At 62.5% G+C, this 15,778-nt stretch carries 16 protein-coding genes; 6 read left to right on the top strand and 10 right to left on the bottom strand.

What is annotated here, in order from left to right:
- Window positions 1-6 precede the first annotated feature (6 nt).
- From lpxB to FMF02_RS06805, 6 genes are all read left to right on the top strand, one after another.
- The gene (gene lpxB, locus FMF02_RS06830; RefSeq protein ID WP_141412595.1) at window positions 7-1,161 is read left to right on the top strand and encodes a lipid-A-disaccharide synthase; all 1,155 of its coding nucleotides are present in this window, start codon (window positions 7-9) and stop codon (window positions 1,159-1,161) included.
- A gap of 13 nt (window positions 1,162-1,174) precedes the next feature.
- Window positions 1,175-1,525 carry a hypothetical protein gene (locus tag FMF02_RS06825; protein ID WP_141412594.1) on the top strand — a complete coding sequence of 117 codons (351 nt, stop codon included), beginning with the start codon at window positions 1,175-1,177 and terminating at the stop codon, window positions 1,523-1,525.
- Window positions 1,526-1,544: 19 nt separating this feature from the next.
- Window positions 1,545-1,853, top strand: a complete 309-nt coding sequence (locus FMF02_RS06820; RefSeq protein ID WP_019130527.1) for a hypothetical protein — start codon at window positions 1,545-1,547, stop codon at window positions 1,851-1,853.
- On the top strand, window positions 1,850-2,467 hold the full coding sequence (locus tag FMF02_RS06815) for a fumarylacetoacetate hydrolase family protein (RefSeq protein WP_019130528.1): 618 nt from the start codon (window positions 1,850-1,852) through the stop codon (window positions 2,465-2,467). Before FMF02_RS06820 ends, FMF02_RS06815 begins: the two co-directional genes overlap by 4 nt.
- Window positions 2,468-2,471: 4 nt before the next feature.
- The gene (locus tag FMF02_RS06810) at window positions 2,472-3,077 is read left to right on the top strand and encodes a Maf family nucleotide pyrophosphatase (protein ID WP_019130529.1); all 606 of its coding nucleotides are present in this window, start codon (window positions 2,472-2,474) and stop codon (window positions 3,075-3,077) included.
- A 103-nt stretch (window positions 3,078-3,180) separates the two neighbouring features.
- Entirely contained in the window at window positions 3,181-5,241 is a 2,061-nt protein-coding gene (locus FMF02_RS06805) for a S46 family peptidase (RefSeq protein ID WP_141413595.1), read from the top strand.
- 230 nt (window positions 5,242-5,471) lie between these two features.
- Here FMF02_RS06805 and FMF02_RS06800 read toward each other — a convergent pair whose 3' ends face one another.
- The 10 genes from FMF02_RS06800 to folK all read right to left on the bottom strand — a co-directional run bounded on the left by FMF02_RS06800 (window position 5,472) and on the right by folK (window position 15,769).
- On the bottom strand, window positions 5,472-5,714 hold the full coding sequence (locus FMF02_RS06800; RefSeq protein ID WP_034780179.1) for a hypothetical protein: 243 nt from the start codon (window positions 5,712-5,714) through the stop codon (window positions 5,472-5,474).
- Window positions 5,715-5,936: 222 nt separating this feature from the next.
- Window positions 5,937-7,898: a fibronectin type III domain-containing protein gene (locus FMF02_RS06795; protein ID WP_141412593.1), complete on the bottom strand. Its 1,962-nt coding sequence runs from the start codon at window positions 7,896-7,898 to the stop codon at window positions 5,937-5,939.
- A 248-nt stretch (window positions 7,899-8,146) separates the two neighbouring features.
- Window positions 8,147-9,298, bottom strand: a complete 1,152-nt coding sequence (locus FMF02_RS06790) for an amidohydrolase family protein (RefSeq protein WP_019130533.1) — start codon at window positions 9,296-9,298, stop codon at window positions 8,147-8,149.
- Entirely contained in the window at window positions 9,204-10,076 is an 873-nt protein-coding gene (locus tag FMF02_RS06785) for a DUF4296 domain-containing protein (protein WP_141412592.1), read from the bottom strand. The genes FMF02_RS06790 and FMF02_RS06785 overlap by 95 nt, the downstream gene beginning before the upstream one ends.
- A 58-nt stretch (window positions 10,077-10,134) precedes the next feature.
- A complete protein-coding gene (locus FMF02_RS06780) occupies window positions 10,135-11,364 on the bottom strand; it encodes an ABC transporter permease (protein WP_141412591.1) in 1,230 nt (409 codons plus the stop codon).
- 12 nt (window positions 11,365-11,376) lie between these two features.
- Complete coding sequence (gene rbfA, locus FMF02_RS06775) at window positions 11,377-11,730, bottom strand: 30S ribosome-binding factor RbfA (RefSeq protein WP_034779709.1); 354 nt, start codon at window positions 11,728-11,730, stop codon at window positions 11,377-11,379.
- Between the two features lie 6 nt (window positions 11,731-11,736).
- Window positions 11,737-12,549, bottom strand: a complete 813-nt coding sequence (locus FMF02_RS06770; protein ID WP_051014427.1) for an outer membrane beta-barrel protein — start codon at window positions 12,547-12,549, stop codon at window positions 11,737-11,739.
- Between the two features lie 9 nt (window positions 12,550-12,558).
- Window positions 12,559-14,652 carry an Ig-like domain-containing domain gene (locus tag FMF02_RS06765; protein WP_141412590.1) on the bottom strand — a complete coding sequence of 698 codons (2,094 nt, stop codon included), beginning with the start codon at window positions 14,650-14,652 and terminating at the stop codon, window positions 12,559-12,561.
- The gene (locus FMF02_RS06760; RefSeq protein ID WP_019130539.1) at window positions 14,649-15,275 is read right to left on the bottom strand and encodes a hypothetical protein; all 627 of its coding nucleotides are present in this window, start codon (window positions 15,273-15,275) and stop codon (window positions 14,649-14,651) included. The genes FMF02_RS06765 and FMF02_RS06760 overlap by 4 nt, the downstream gene beginning before the upstream one ends.
- Window positions 15,272-15,769 (bottom strand): 2-amino-4-hydroxy-6-hydroxymethyldihydropteridine diphosphokinase, encoded by a 498-nt coding sequence (gene folK, locus FMF02_RS06755; protein WP_141412589.1) that lies wholly within the window; start codon window positions 15,767-15,769, stop codon window positions 15,272-15,274. The genes FMF02_RS06760 and folK overlap by 4 nt, the downstream gene beginning before the upstream one ends.
- Between the last annotated feature and the right edge of the window lie 9 nt (window positions 15,770-15,778).

The following is a 15,778-nucleotide window of genomic DNA, read 5'->3' as shown; positions in this document are numbered from 1 at the left end:
CATGCCATGAAGTACTACCTCATCGCCGGCGAAGCGTCGGGCGACCTGCACGGATCGAACCTCATGCGGGGATTGCTCAAAAGCGATCCCGCGGCCCGCTTCCGTTTCTGGGGCGGCGACCGCATGGCCGAAGTCGGCGGAGCGGAGAATCGGGTGCGCGACTACCGCGAAACGTCGTTCTTCGGCATCGTGGGCGTGCTGCGCAACCTGGGAACCATCTCGCGGCAGCTGCGCGAGTGCCGCGAAGATGTGCTGCGCTACGCCCCCGACGTGCTGATCCTCGTCGACTACCCGGGCTTCAACATGAAGATGGCGCGCTTCGCCAAGGAGCACGGCATCCGCACCTTCTACTACATCGCCCCGAAAGTGTGGGCGTGGCGCGAATGGCGCGTGAAGGCGATCCGCCGGTACGTCGACCGGCTCTACATCATCTTCCCCTTCGAACGCAACTACTTCCCCCGCCACGGCATCACGCCCGTATTCGAGGGGAATCCGCTGCTCGACGCCATCGCGGCTCGGTCGGCGACGCTCCCCTCGCGCGAGGAGTTCGGCCGTGCGAACGGACTGGACGAACGACCCGTGGTGGCGCTCGTGGCGGGCAGCCGCCGCGGCGAAATCGAAGCCAACCTGCCGCTGATGTGCGCGCTGGCGCCCCGTTTTCCGCACTATCAGTTCGTGGTGACGGGCGTCTCGTGGCTCGACCGCGGGCTCTACGACAGCCATCTTGCGGGAACCGACGTGCGCATGGTCGTCGACCAGACCTACGAAACGCTCCGCAACTCCGTCGCGGCGGTGGTCACTTCGGGTACGGCCACACTGGAAACGGCGCTGATGCGCATCCCCGAAGTGGTCGTCTACCGCACCGTATGGTGGCAGGTATGGTTGCGGCCCTACGTGCTGAAAGTGCCCTTCATCTCGCTGGTGAACCTCAACCTCGGCCGTGAGGCGGTGCGCGAGCTGGTGCAGTCGTCGGCCGATCCGACGGAGGCCCAGCGGGCCCTCGGCGCGATCCTGCCGGGCGGCTCCGAACGCGAGCGGATGCTCGGCGACTACGACGAACTGCACGCCGTCATGGGCGGGCCGGGTGCCAGCGACCGCTTCGCCCGCGACATGGTCGCCGAACTCCGCAAGGGAGCGACGAACGGCGACCGCAAAGCATAAAACAGAACGATCCATGAAAGAGACACTCATCATCGCCATCATTCTCGGCGCCTTCGCGCTGCTCGCCTCGCTGCGGGCCGCACGCCTCGACGCGGCCAACGCCGCAAAGCCCCGCCGCAACGGCCGCACGGGCGGCAAAGAGTCTGCCGGAAAGGGAGCGGAGCAGGGGCGGTTGCGCCCCACGATTCTCCGTACGGCGGCCGTCGGCATGGCGGTGCTGGCCATCGGCATCACCCTGACGACGTGGCTGCTTCTCCACGCGGGGATTACGCCGCCGACCCTCGCCTCGGTGCGGATCGGGATTCTCGTCGCGGGCGCCGCTGCCATCATCACGGTCATCGAACGCCGCAAACGCAGAAAATAACACCCGAAACCCTGAACCCATGACCGAATCACTCGTCATCGCGGCTATTCTGGCCATATGCGCCGTCATCCTCTGGCTGCGGCCGCAGTCGATCTCGACGCTCAGCGGCAACCCCGAAGAGAACCCCGAACTGAACTGGCGCGCCGTGCGCCGCATCGGGGCCGGCGGATTGCTGCTGCTGGCGGTGGTGATCGGAGGCGGCAGCTGGCTGCTGCTTCGCGCGGGCGTCGAACCGCAGACGATCACGGTGCTGGGAATACTCCTCCTCTTCATCGGCGCGATCGGCCTCACCGCGGCGGTCGAGCTATGCAAAAAACGGAAATCATGAAGATCATCTGCATCGGCCGCAACTACCGCGACCACATCGCCGAATTCGACGGCGGGCCGCTGCCCGCGGAGCCGCTCTTCTTCCTGAAACCCGACACGGCCCTGCTGCGCAACAACGACCCCTTCTACATCCCCGACTTCACGCAGGAGGTGCACTACGAATGCGAACTGGTCGTGCGCATCGACCGACTGGCGCGCCACATCGCGCCACGCTTCGCCCACCGTCTCTACGCCGAAGTCGGACTGGGCATCGACTTCACGGCGCGCGACCTCCAACGCGAGGCGATCGCCAACGGATGGCCGTGGGAGCGTGCCAAAGGATTCGACTACTCGGCCGCCGTGGCGCCGCAGTTCGTCCCCGTCGCCGAGCTGGGCGACATCCGGCAGCTGCACTTCACGCTCGAAATCAACGGCGAGGTACGGCAACGAGGGTATACGGGCGACATGATCTTCGGGGTGGACGAACTGCTGAGCCACGTCTCGCGCTACATCACCTACCGCACGGGCGACCTGTTTTTCACCGGCACGCCGGCGGGCGCAGGCCCCGTCGAACGGGGAGACGTGCTGCGCGCCACGCTCGAAGGACGCGAACTGTTGAATTTCGAAATACGCTGATCCCATGATCCTCCAAGAAAAACTACGCCCCTACCGGCTGCTGCTGGCCTCGCACTCGCCGCGGCGGCAGCAGTTGCTGCGCGACTGCGGACTCGACTACACGCTCATCGACCGCTACGAAGTCGAAGAACGCTACCCCGCGGGACTGCCGCCGCACGACGTGCCGCTCTTCCTGTCGCAACTCAAAAGCGACGCCTATCCCGAACCGCTCGCCGCGAACGACATCCTCCTGACGGCCGACACGGTGGTCGTGGCCGCCGGCGGGATTCTCGGCAAGCCGCACGACCGCGACGAGGCCGTCGGGATGCTGCACCGCCTGTCGGGCGCCGAGCATTTCGTCACCACGGGCGTGACGCTGCGCACCGTACAGCGGCGTTACAGCTTCGCCGTCACCACCGCCGTGCGCTTCCGCGCGCTCGCGGACGAGGAGATCGCCTACTACGTCGACCGCTTCCGCCCCTTCGACAAGGCGGGCGGCTACGGCATCCAGGAGTGGATCGGCTACGTGGCCATCGAAAGCATCAACGGTTCGTTCTACAACGTCATGGGACTGCCCGTCCAGCGGCTCTACGTCGAGCTCGACCGGTTCCTCTCCCAGCAGGCCGGCTGATGCTGCGGCCATCCGCCCTGCCGCAAACCGACAAAAATCAAACGATCGTATAATCATGAAAAGACCTCTCAACCCCACCTCCCGCCGGAAGCGCCCCTGTCGTATGCCGCGAATCGCAGCGGCGATCCTGCTGACGGCGTTGACGGCAATCGCCGCCCCGAAGGCCCGCGCCGACGAGGGGATGTGGCTGCCGAGCCTGATCGGCGAACGGATCGACGACATGCGCGCCAAGGGATTCCGCCTCACGGCCGAAGACATCTACTCCGTCAACGAAGCGTCGATGAAGGACGCCGTCGTGCTCTTCAACGGCGGCTGCACGGGCGAGCTGATCTCGCCCGAAGGATTGCTCGTGACCAACCACCACTGCGGTTACGGCGCCATACAGGGCCATTCGACCGTCGAACACGACTACCTGACCCACGGATTCTGGGCGCGCGACCGCTCGGAAGAGCTGCCCAACGAGGGGCTGTGGGTGCGGCGGCTGGTGCGCATGGAAGAGGTGACCGACCGCCTGGCGGCGGGCGAAACCGCCGAAAAGATCTGCGAGGAGGCCGCCGAAAAGGGACGTTACCGCACGGCGATCGAGCAGATGTATTACGGCAACCAACAGTTCCTCTTCGTCTACGAGCAGTTCGACGACGTGCGGCTGGTCGGGGCGCCTCCCTCGTCGATCGGCAAGTTCGGCGGCGATACCGACAACTGGATGTGGCCGCGCCATACGGGCGACTTCTCGCTCTTCCGCATCTATGCCGACCGCGAGAACCGACCGGCGAAATTCAGCCGCGAAAACGTACCCTACCGCCCTGCGCGCTACTTCCCCGTCTCGACGAAGGGAATCCGCGAGGGCGACTTCACGATGATCTACGGTTTTCCGGGCAACACCCAGCAGTACGTCACGGCCGACGCCGTGGCCTATGTCGTCGAACGGTCGGACCCGATGAAGATCGACCTGCGCACACGACGGCTGGAAATCATCTCGGCGGCGCAGGAGGCCGACGCGGCGACCCGCATCCGCTACGCCGCCAAACACGCTTCGATCGCCAACGCATGGAAAAAATGGCAGGGCGAGCTGCTGGGGCTGCAACGGCTCGGCACGGTGGCGCAGAAGAAGGCCTACGAAGCCGCATTCGCCCGCTGGGCGGCCGACCGCCCCGAATACGCGTATCTGCTCGACTCGCTCCGCGCGGCCTACCGCAGCGCGACCGAAGGCTATTACCTCCAAGAGCTGTGCAACGAGAGCGTGAAGGGGATCGAGCTGGCGACGCTGGCCGCCGCATTGAAGCAATACGCCGCCAAACCTTCGGAGGCGCTCGCCGAGCGGATCGCCAAACTCTATCGCGACTACGATCCCGCGATCGACCGCCGCGTGGCCGTCGAGATGCTGCGCGGGCTGGAACAGTACTATCCCCGGCCGCTGCCGGAGGCCTACACGGCCGAAACGACGCGCTGCAAAGGCGTCGAAGGGTATGCCGCCCGCCTGTTCGACGCCTCGGCGATCGTGCGGTTCGATGCCGTCGAACCGCTGCTGCGCGACACGGCGGCACTGCGCGCCGCGCTGCAACGCGAACCGGTGCTGCATCTGGTCGGCATCTTCGACCGCGGACGCATCCCCCGCAACCTGAGCAATCTGCCCGTCGTCGAACGTTGGTACCGCCCCTACATGAAGGCGCTGCGCGAATTCGACCGCGAACGCCCCTTCTACCCCGACGCCAACCTCACGCTGCGCGTGGCCTACGGGCAGGTGGCGGGCTACTGGTATGCCGATGCCGTCTACCACCGTCCGCTGACGACGCTCGACGGCATCATCGCCAAGGACGACCCGACGGTCTACGACTACGACATCCCCCAGCGGCTGCGCGCCTGCCACGCCGCGAAGGATTACGGACGCTGGAGCATCCCGACGGCCGACGGCGGCGTGACCGTCCCCGTCTGCTTCCTGGCGACGAACCACACCACGGGCGGCAACTCCGGTTCGCCGGTCGTCAACGCCGACGGCGAACTGGTGGGCATCAATTTCGACCGCACGTGGCGTTCGACGATGAGCGACCTGCAATTCGACCCCGCGATCTGCCGCAATATCGCCGTCGACATCCATTACGTGCTCTTCACGATCGACCGCATCGGAGGAGCGGAATACTTGTTGAAGGAGATGGAGCTGCGTTAACGCGCGGCGGACAGTGCCGAAAGAGAGCGGAACTCTCCCGATAACGGGGAGTTCCGCTCTCTTTTTCAGCGACGATATCCGAACGGAGACCGGCAAGGCACGGATTCCGAAACCGGCCGGCGGCCGAAAACCTCACGGGACGCACGACCGGAAAACGTACGGGGCGAACCGGCATATCGCGTCACGACGCATCCGCCGGATACGCTTCACCCGTTTCGCCCCGCCGAATTCTACTTATTGAGGATTTCATCCAGACGGCGAACCGTCTCGGCCACCTCCGGCTGATCGGGCAGATGCGAGACGTCGCGGCGAAGATAACTGGCGTAAGTCGTATAGTTGATACCGAAGATCCGACGGGCGTGATTCCGCCAGACGCGACGATGCGAATAGAGGTGCTCGCCTTTCTGGTAATACAATTGATCCAGCGCCTGCACCGCCTTGATGCGTAATAAAAGATTCTCCTTATTAGACATGGTGAGAATTAGTTAGATTGTGTTGATTTGATAAAAATACGGTTTCCAAGGCGAATTTCCAACGAGAATACCAAAACTTGCCACTTTTTTCGTCCTTCGAAAGAAACGAAAGACGTCCGGATATTCCGGACGTCTCCAGTATCAGTAAAATTCGATTCGGTTTTCCGCGCGACGACAGGGCCGAATACCGGCCACGAAATCGCCGGATGGAAAAAGGCTCTGCTATTTAAGATTAGAGACTTTGAGCCGAGAGGTACGATCTATCAATTCGATAGCAGCAAGATGCCGATAACGAGTATGGAACATCATTGAACTGGTAGGAGCGGAACTCGGCGATGTGGGAAGATCATCGAGCGAAGCAGGGAACTGCATCGTATCCACAGAGATTTTTCCAGGTACGCCCTCAGCATCATAGGCCAAAGCATAGTTGCAGACCGTCGCCCCCAAAGCATCTTTTACAAAGGTAAACACGGCCCCATTGCTACCTTGCAAAACACTGCTGTCATACCATAATCCCTCCGGATTGGTACTCATATTCAACGATTCGTCTCCGAATGCCGCGATCATCGCCTCTTCGCCGGCTTCCTCCACCAAACCGGGTCCATACCCGATCATGAAGCGGAAACTCGCACAATCCGAATTCGGAGAAAAGGTAATTTGTGCAGCAGGATTTCCTTCGTCATTGAATAAACTGTTCGACAAACCCACCGATGCATTGCTGCGCTCGGTCGTCGGCGGCGTCGGTTCATCGCCCCCCTGATTGCCATCCATGACCGCTTCGACACGCGTCATCGAAAGCGGCCCCGTCACACCAGCGGCATTCACTCCGATGGTCGTCACGTAAAGTACTTCACCCCACTCCAAAGGCACAACGCGATCTGTCAACGCATCGGTATACAAATTTGCAGGGTCACCCAGCATAAAAGCGATAATATCCGCTTCCGGCATTTCGAGAACAGTTTCATAGAACAAGCCTACTGCCCATTTCGCAGTAGCTTCATTGGGAACCAGATCGAATAACATTACGGCCTTACCTGCGAAATCGGGATCGACATACACATATTTATCACCGTCGTCAATCACATAGGTAAGCTGCACTTTCGCTTCCGGCGAAGTAGTCTTCGTATTCGCCTTGAACAGGCGCGTGGTCTCTTCGGCCTTGCCTGCCGCCGATTTCTGGACGCCGAACGCCACGACGCTGTACTCGGTACCGATGCTCAGACCCGATGCGTTGTAGTTGCTCGTACCGCTGCGGAACTGTGCGGCAGCGACGGCATCCCAGCCCGACTTGTCGATCTCGGCATTGAGCGCAGCCAGCTGCGCGTCCAGAATCTCGCGGTCGCTCATCCCAGCCACGTCGGCCGACTTGACCGCCGTCACGAAATAGGAACCCGAACCGGAGGGGACGCACTTGGCCGAAATCGCCTCATCGCCCGCATTCATGACCGAAACATCGATCGACATGCGGGGATCGACGGCGGTCGAGAACTTCTCCGAACGGCTCAGCACCGACGTCGAAGCACCCCTGTCCGCATCGTAACCGAACGCTACGGCCACATAGGCGGTTTCGGGATCGAGCCATTTCGTCTCGATCGTCTGTTCGCCCTTGACCAGCGACTCCGGTTCGATATCCTTTTTGAGCATTTCGATAATGGCGTTGCTGTTCTTGTCCAGCAGCAGCGAACTCTTCACCACGGCGAAGAAATAGGTCTCGTCGGCGATCGACGGCTCGACCTTCACCGTCGCGGAGTCGTACCCCACGGGGTCGTCGACCGTGAAGGCGAACGTCTGCGACGAAAGTCCCTCGGCCGGCGTCTCGACGAAGATTTCGGCATATTCCGAATCGGCCAGCTGCGAGTCGGCAGCTGCGAGCGCCTTCACCTTGACCGTATATTTCGCACCTGCGGCCGCATCGTCGAAACGCAGCGACGTCTTGTCGGTCTGGGTTTCGGGACAAAACTCCGACGTGTTTCCCGCAGCGTCGCTTTCGGTCACCACATACTGATATCCGGCGGCCTCGTCGACAGCGTCCCACTCGACTCCGAACGACGTCGGGGTGTTCTCGCTGACGGCTACGACGGGTTTGGATACCGCCGGAACGACCGGATCTTCCACATCGTCGCTGTCGCAGCCGACGAAGGCCGTCAACAACGCAATTGAGATGAAAAGTCCAAATTTCTTCATAAACTACACTATAAAATATTACAAATTCATTCCGTACACAAGGTGTCCAGTCCGGCAAATATAATCATTTTTTCACAGAATATCTTATTTCCCGGCCACAAGATTCTTTTTTCAATCCCCGTTCATGCGACAAATCATAAGAAACGATGCCGGAAACGGCATCTTAAAAAAACGGAATCGAGGCCGTCGGATTTCAGATCGTAATTCCGGGCGGGCGATTTAAAAAAAATCGCAACCTCTCCGCCCGCTCACGCCAACCGCGTCGTCCGGGATTCGGGAAGCAGCCGCATCGCGGAAAAATCGATCCCTTCGAGCACCACAACGCCCGGACGCCGCCCCGGCGCGATCTCCCCCAGTTCATCGCCGAAACCCAACGCCGCCGCACCGCCCGCCGTCACCCACAGCAGGCGTTCGGCCAGCGGAACCCCATCGCCCAGCAGACGCAGTTCGTCGACGAGCGACAACGCGCCGTTCGAAGCCAGCGAATCGGTTCCCACACAGATATTCAACCCGTTCGCCCGCAGCAGCTCCACCGGCGGGCGCAATCCCGAGATATACCGGTTCGAGCCCGGGCAGAGGCACCACCACACGGGTGCCGTGAAGTGCGCCGTCACGCGGTCGATCGTCCGCTGCGTCACGCAGCAATTGTGGACGAGCAGCACGCTGCGAGTGGGCGGGACGCTCCCGACGAGCCGTTCGACCGGCGAGCCGTAATGCAGGAAATCGCACCGCCAGCCCCGCTCGGCATACCATGCCGCCAGCTCCCCTTCGCCGCGGTAGAGCGCCTCCTCGGCCGGCGACTCCATGAAATGGATCGACAGCGGAGCGTCGCCCCCGCTGCAAATTCTGCGGAAAAGCGCATCGGGGACGGAATAGGTCGAATGCGGCGTGAGCGACGTGGCGGCATGGCGCAGCAGCCCGTCGACAGGGGCCGTCGACACGGACTGCAAGCCGAAAAGTTCGGCGAACGTGCGGTAGCGGATCGCGCTGCGCGCCTTCACAGCGAACGTACTCTCGCCATTGGCCACGTCGCCCACGGCCGCCACGCCCTCGCGCCACATGCGGGCGTCGGCCGCCTCGATCGCCCGCCGCCGCTGCTCCTCGTCGAACCGTCCGCGCTGCGCGCCCATACCCCGCGCGAACGCGGCGAACCCGCCGCCCGCGGGAATCGCACCGCGCAGGCAGGACAATTCCAAATGACAGTGGGCGTTGACCATCCCCGGCAGCAGGATGCCGGAGTAGAACTCCACGCCAGCCTGTCGGTCGGGATCGCGCCACGTATCGACGCCGACGACCGTACCGTCGTCAGCGAGCGTCAGCAGCGGCCGGGGCCGCAGTCCCGAGCGAGTCAGCAGGTAGTGCGACGCGATCCGGCGCGGGGAGGGGGTTACAGAAATCATCGGCAAAAATCTTGATGTTCAACTGACGCAGGAAGAGGCTGTCGACCGCCTCGGCGGCATCGGGGGTATAGACCACCCGCAGATTGCGGACGGTCATGTGCGGTCGCTTGGGTTTCGGACTGCGGATCTCGTAGAGATCGAGCACCAGCCGCCGCATCGAAGTGTCGGCCTTCATCTCGCGGCGGTACTCCGCCGCACGGCGGCGTGTCAGATAGGTCGGCGACACATTGACCCGACGGTCGTCGGCCCGCTCGAACCAGACGCTGGCACGCAGCTGCGTATTCTCGTCGAGCGAATCGATCAGATAGTCGAACGCGATCGTATAGTCGCCCGGACGGATGCTGTCGAAGACGAAACGGAGCCGCGCCGTGTCGCGCAGCCGCGTGACGCGGACGAGCGAGTCGGCGTAGAGCGTGCGGCGGAACGTGCGGCGCGCGACGTTGTCGATCGTATCCAGAATCGACACCTCGCGGTCGAGATGCTCCGCCTCGGTTTCGAGCAGTTTGATCGCCTGCTCGACCACATCGCTCAGGCGGGCGCTCTTGCGCTTGGAGAAGTTGCCGATCGTATACTGCACGTCGGCCGTCGTATAGCCGTACTTGGCGAAGATCGGCTCGTAGAGATTCAGCGAATCGGGCCGCATCCCCCGATGCTGCATGTAGGCATTCGAGAGGAATGCGTCGTGAAAGATGAGCGCGAGCTGCTCGTCGGGGATGATCTTGTATCCCGAACAAGCCAGCAGCAGGCCCGATACCAATATATATATAAATCGTTTCATATCCCGTTCGTTTTCAACAGTCGTTTTCCCGCTTCGGCACGGCCGAAACAGGACCTTGTCATTGCGCCGTGCGGCCGGCGGCCATGTCGTCCGCACTAACCGCGCGCCGCACCGTCACGGCCGTCATCGCCCCCACCACGACCGCGAAAGCCGCCACGACGGCCGCCACGTCGCCCCCGCGCAGCAAGACGGGGTAGCTCTTGACCAGAAAGCTGTCGGCCGGAATTTCGATCACGCCGAAATGCTGCTGCACGAGGCACAGCCCCACGCCCAGCACGACGCCCGCACCGGCACCCAGCGCGCCGATCAGCCCCCCTTCGAAGAAGAAGATGCGGCGGACGAACCGCGTATCGGCCCCCATGGCGCCCAATGCGACGAACTCCGGCCGCTTGTCCAGCACGAGCATCACCACCGTCCCCACGATCGAGAACGACGCGATGACGAGCACCAGCAGCGAAATGAGGAAGATGCCCCACTTCTCGTACTGCATGATCGTGTAGAACGAAGCGTTCAGCTCGTCGCGCGTGCGCACCTCGAACGCCCCGCCCGCCGCCTCCGCCACGCGCCGCTTCACCTCCGCCGGACGTGCGCCGCGGGCCACGCGGACCACGGCCGCCGACGCCCGATCGGGATAGGAGAAGAGCTCCTGCGCCAGCCTGAGCGAGGTGAAGAGGTAGCGGCCGTCGGTCTGGGCGTCGGCCGCGAAGACCCCCGCCACCTCCGCCTGCCGACGCGTGTAGCCCTCGACGGGCAGCAGCGACGAGAATCCGGTGCGGCGCAGGGCGTAGAGCACGCCATCGGACTCGCCCAGCGAGCGTAGTCCGAGTTCGTAGGCCACGCCGCGGCCGACGACGAGCCGGTCGAGATCGCCCAGCCGGACGGCGTAGTCGCCCGCCGTAATGCACTCGGCCACGGGAACCACCCGATCGTAACCGTCGGCGACGCCCCGCACCGTCACCATCGCCTGACGGCCGCGGTACTCCATGAGCGCGCTCTGTTCGAGCGCCAGCGACACCGCCTCCACGCCGGGAAGCCGCCGCAGCGCGGCCGTATCGAGCGATTCGATCCCGAACGTCTGCCCCTCGCGGGGCGTGAGCGTCAGATCGGCGTCGAAATGCGAATTCATCGACCGCACCAGTTGCTCGAAGCCGTTGAAAACCGACAGCAGGACGATCATCGCCGCCACCGGAACGGCCACGGACACGACGCTCACGCCGGCGATCAGATTGATCACCGAGTGGGACTTCTTCGAAAAGAAGTAACGTCGTGCGAACCAGCCGGCGAGCATCCCGTAGCCGCGTTACTTCTCCTCGCGGAGCAACTGGTCGATATTGTCGATATACTCCAACGAGTCGTCCAGAAAGAACTGAATCTCGGGGACGGTCTTCAACTGGTTGTGGACGCGCTGTCCCAGACTGCGGCGCAGCAGCCAGTTCTGCTTGTCGAGTACGGCCATCACCGCCGTGCTGCGGTCGAAGGGGAAGACGCTGACGTAGATCTTCGCATAACCGAAATCGGGCGAGACGCGCACGGCCGTGACCGTGACCATCGCCCCTTGCAGAAACGAAGCGGCCTCCTTCGAGAAGATGTCGGCCATATCGCGCTGTATCTGTCGGGCAATCTTCTGTTGCCGCATCGATAGGTTCTCTGTCATAAGTATCTATTTCTGTGGTTTTTCTCCGAAATCGAATCCCGCCTTCATCTTCTCCCGTTTCTGCCGCTTCACGGTCCACGACTTGAATTCGGGGGCGAAGCGGTAGGCTACGCCGATACGCACCATCAGGTTGTCCATCGGCGAACGCTGGGGCGTATACCAGAAGGGGTTCTCGGCGCCGTCGACCGCATTGTCGTAATATTTGTTGCGATTGCGCAGGATGTCGGAATAGCCGAAATAGTAGCGTGCGCCGGCGCTCACCTCGAAGCGCCCGATCAACACCGCGAGCCCCGCGCCGCCCGCCAGGCCGTACCCCCAGCGGTTGTCGCGTGCGGTCTTGAATTCGTACTTGCCGCGCCACGGTTCGACGCCGTTCTCGCGGGCGACGTCGTTGACGTAACTCGAATCGAAATTATAGGAGAAGGTCAGCGCCGCTTCCAGATAGACGCGCAGGTGACGCCGCGCCAGATAGAAGTGGGGCTGCCACACGAGCGGCACCACGAACGAGTTGAGCTTGCGCGTATAGTAGACGTAATCGGCTTCGTTCTCGGTGGTCGAGGCGAAGGGCGCATAGGCGAACCCTCGCTGCAAGAATTCCAGATCGACACCGACGCACCCCACGAAGCGCGTGGCCGAATAATAGCGCCACGAGAAACCGCCGGAGAAGCGCCCGCCGACGGATTTCGTCTCCTGTGCAGGGTAGAAGCGGGCCGTACCCGTCCCGAAACCGCCGAAGACGCCGACCGTGTGCTGCGCACGGGCCGCGGAGGCCGCGAGCAACACGGACGCACAAAGAGTTATGAACTTCATCGTTTTCATCGTACACATTTAGAACGAGTTGCCGAATCCTCCCAACGCACCGCCCATGCCGCCGGATCCGCCCATGCTACCCAGACCGCCCATCGCGCCGCCGAAGCCCATGCCCGACGAAGACTGCCCCTGCTGGTCGTCCTTGCGGTTCTTGCGGTTCTGCTGCTGCTCGTCGAGGTATTTCGACAGCCGCTGCATCTCCTGCTGTTCGAGCTGTTCGATCAGCGACTCCATCGTAATGGGGGCGAACAGTTCGTTCATGTCGATATCGAGTTCGACCTCCCAGTTCTCCTTCGTGGCGAAGGTCGACTCGCCGTCGGCGTTGACATACATCTCGGCCCGCTCGGGCTGCCGCCGTTCGACCAGGTTGCCCGAATCCCAACGCCCGTTGCCGTTGAGATCCTCGATGACGCGCAGCCGGATTTCGCCCGCCGGTACATAGTCGAACCGCAGGTCGCCCGTCGTGACGTCGCGCCGCTCCTGCAACAGGCCGTTCGACCCGTTGAGCAGCTGCACGACATACTTCGCATCGGGAGCCTTGCCCTCGACGTGCAGCCTGATCGTGGCGAATTTCTCGGGGTCGGCCACCGTATAGGTACCGCGCAGCGAGTCGTTCTGTTCGTTGGCGATATTCTCGAAAGCACCCGGCGGCACGAGCAGCTCGTACTTGCCGCCCAACTGCCAGTCGGATTTCAGCCGCCAGACACGCATGTTGGCCGTATCGCGTTCGAACCGCACCTCGGCAGGACGCGGTTCGGGCTGCTGCTCGGTGGTATAGGTGAGCTGCACGGCCGCGGAATCGAGTTTGCGCAGCGGATAGTCGAACTCCAATTTGAGGTTGTCGAGCGGATTCACGTCGCCCGTGGTCGAGAGGTTGACCTTGAAGGGGTTGGGCTTTTCCGGCTCCTCCCACTCCTCGCCGGCCGCTTCAGCGCGTTTGCGCTCGCGTTCGAGCTTTTCGCGCTCCTTCTCCTCCGACTTGCTCTCGATATACCGCCATGCGAGTTTCAGCGGTTCGGTCACCTCCTGCAACCTGTTGACCGTATCGTGTTTGAAATAGGTGATCTCGCCCTTGATCGTATCGGGAAGCGAGGCCGAGGGCACGTCGAACCACAGAGCCACCGTATCGCGCCCCACGGTCTGGGGATCCCAGATGACCCACTCGGCGGGGATGCTGTCGAACCGCAGGCCGGTGACTTCGGGATGCGCAGCGCCGAAATAGAGCATGGCCTTGTGCCGTGCGGGACGTTCCGACTGCTGGAGCGTCTGCCGTTTGAAGGCCACGTCGGTGAACATCCGCATGAAGACCTGCGGATCGGCCGTGACGTAATGGCGCAGCGAGTCGTACCAGACCGAAAAGTCGGGCATCAGCGCGGGGTTGATCAGACTGTCCAGAAAACCCACCTTGTCGATCGACGGTTCGTACATCTGGTTGTCGTTGGTATCCTGGAAGGCGTAGACGCGGTAGGGAACCGGTTTGAGGTTCTGCGCCAGGAAAATGCCGTTGGTCTCGGCGCGGGCGATGACCTGCGGCTTGTAGTTGAACAGCGTCGAATCGTACTCTTTGGGTTCGGGAACCGAGTCGGCGATGTAAAAGTAGATGAAGCTCTTGCTTACGCTGTCGGCCTTGTAGGCGTCGACCGTATAGCCCGACAGCACCATCGAGTCGATCTCGGGTCCGGTCGAAAAGACGTAACGCATCGAGTAGAGGGGGTTGCCCTCGTTGTTGTCGCAGATCGCGCTGCCGAAATTGAGCGCATAGGTGGTATTCTCCCTCAGCGTATCGCGCAACTGAACGGAGATTCCCCGCCCGCGCAGGGTGATGGTGGGTTTCTTCTTCATCTGCGGCGAGGTGAAGAACTCCTTCTGCTGATCCTTGATCTGAACGAACTCGTCGAACTCGATATAGATCTTGCGATCCTTGAAATTGGTCGTGAAGTTGTCGGGCGTCATCAGCGTGATGACGGGGGGCAGCGTATCCTTCGGGCCACCCGTGGGCGTCATGATCGTGGCGCAGCGCCACAGAAACGCCGTACAGAAGAAGACTGCGAGCGCCGCGCGCCCCAGCAGCGGGACGAAGCCCCGTCGTTTGTCCTTATCGCTTGTTCTCATCGCCGTATATTCCGATTATCGACGCCCGACCCCTGCGAACCGGACGAATCGCCGCCCGTTTCACCACCGGTCTCACCGCCAGTCTCGCCACCAGTTTCGCCGCCGGTCTCGCCGCCGGGATTGTCGGGCTCCTCGACATAGAAGTCGTTGAACATCCGCCACGTGCCGTCGACATATTTTTTCATCTGTTTCCACGGGCGGAAGATGACCGACGTGAAGAGCTGCGGCAGATTCTCGCCCAAATCCTGCTGCCGATAACCGTAGAGCCGGTTCTCGGTATCGACCGCCACGACCACGACGGGCGTACTGCCCACCCGCATCAGCAGCAGATCCATGTCGACCGAGTCGACGCGGTAGGCCGTACCTTGCACGGGCGAAACGCCCGCCTCGTCGGTTCCCTTGCGCGTAAGGACGCCGTTCAACGCATCCTCGTAGGAGGCGACCGTCCACGTCACGGTGTCGGCCTCGAAGGCATAGGCGACCACCCCCTGCGCCGGTTTCAGCTCGGCGGCCGACTCCGTCTGCACCCAACTTTTGAGGATCACGTCGGTATCGTAACCCACGCTCTTGAAACAACCGCCCAGCAGCAGCGCGGCGGCGGCATATAGTATCGTCCGTTTCATTTCGTCTTTCCTAACAGGTTATCGCGCAGTTCGCCCATCGTAAGCCCCAGCACGGGATGAGGCCGCTGGCGCAGTACTTCGCACAGCGGCGTGAGGACGAACTCGCGCTCGGCGATACCCGGATGCGGGATCGTCAGTTCGGGCGTGGAGATCACCTCGTCGTCGTAGAGCAGGATGTCGATATCGATCGGCCGCGAGACGTAACGCTGCCCCGTAGCGGCCCGTTCGACCGCCTCGGCAGCACGGTTGCGCCCCAGCTCCCGCTCGATGCGGTGCACCTCGGCGAGCACCTCGTGCGGCGCGAGATCGGTGTCGGCCACCAACACCTGATTGACGAACGGCTGTTCGGCCTCGAAGCCCCACGGGGCGCTCCCGTAGCAATGCGAACAGCGCAGCACGGCTCCGATGCGGGCGTTGACCAACCGCTGTGCCGTGCGCAGACGCTCCTTCACGTCGCCGACGTTGCCTCCCGTCAAAAGTACCACACGTGCCATAATCTCCTC

Source organism: Alistipes communis (genome assembly GCF_006542665.1).
Classification (GTDB): Bacteria; Bacteroidota; Bacteroidia; order Bacteroidales; family Rikenellaceae; genus Alistipes; species Alistipes communis.
This window is presented reverse-complemented; position numbering and strand designations above follow the sequence as displayed.

Coding starts and splice junctions, on each gene's coding strand:
- FMF02_RS06785 (WP_141412592.1), bottom strand. CDS start 10,076: ATGAAACGATTTATATATATATTGGTATCGGGCCTGCTGCTGGCTTGT.
- FMF02_RS06795 (WP_141412593.1), bottom strand. CDS start 7,898: ATGAAGAAATTTGGACTTTTCATCTCAATTGCGTTGTTGACGGCCTTC.
- lpxB (WP_141412595.1), top strand. CDS start 7: ATGAAGTACTACCTCATCGCCGGCGAAGCGTCGGGCGACCTGCACGGA.
- rbfA (WP_034779709.1), bottom strand. CDS start 11,730: ATGACAGAGAACCTATCGATGCGGCAACAGAAGATTGCCCGACAGATA.
- FMF02_RS06800 (WP_034780179.1), bottom strand. CDS start 5,714: ATGTCTAATAAGGAGAATCTTTTATTACGCATCAAGGCGGTGCAGGCG.
- FMF02_RS06825 (WP_141412594.1), top strand. CDS start 1,175: ATGAAAGAGACACTCATCATCGCCATCATTCTCGGCGCCTTCGCGCTG.
- FMF02_RS06760 (WP_019130539.1), bottom strand. CDS start 15,275: ATGAAACGGACGATACTATATGCCGCCGCCGCGCTGCTGCTGGGCGGT.
- FMF02_RS06805 (WP_141413595.1), top strand. CDS start 3,181: ATGCCGCGAATCGCAGCGGCGATCCTGCTGACGGCGTTGACGGCAATC.
- FMF02_RS06770 (WP_051014427.1), bottom strand. CDS start 12,549: ATGAAAACGATGAAGTTCATAACTCTTTGTGCGTCCGTGTTGCTCGCG.
- FMF02_RS06815 (WP_019130528.1), top strand. CDS start 1,850: ATGAAGATCATCTGCATCGGCCGCAACTACCGCGACCACATCGCCGAA.
- FMF02_RS06810 (WP_019130529.1), top strand. CDS start 2,472: ATGATCCTCCAAGAAAAACTACGCCCCTACCGGCTGCTGCTGGCCTCG.
- FMF02_RS06765 (WP_141412590.1), bottom strand. CDS start 14,652: ATGAGAACAAGCGATAAGGACAAACGACGGGGCTTCGTCCCGCTGCTG.
- FMF02_RS06780 (WP_141412591.1), bottom strand. CDS start 11,364: ATGCTCGCCGGCTGGTTCGCACGACGTTACTTCTTTTCGAAGAAGTCC.
- folK (WP_141412589.1), bottom strand. CDS start 15,769: ATGGCACGTGTGGTACTTTTGACGGGAGGCAACGTCGGCGACGTGAAG.
- FMF02_RS06790 (WP_019130533.1), bottom strand. CDS start 9,298: ATGATTTCTGTAACCCCCTCCCCGCGCCGGATCGCGTCGCACTACCTG.
- FMF02_RS06820 (WP_019130527.1), top strand. CDS start 1,545: ATGACCGAATCACTCGTCATCGCGGCTATTCTGGCCATATGCGCCGTC.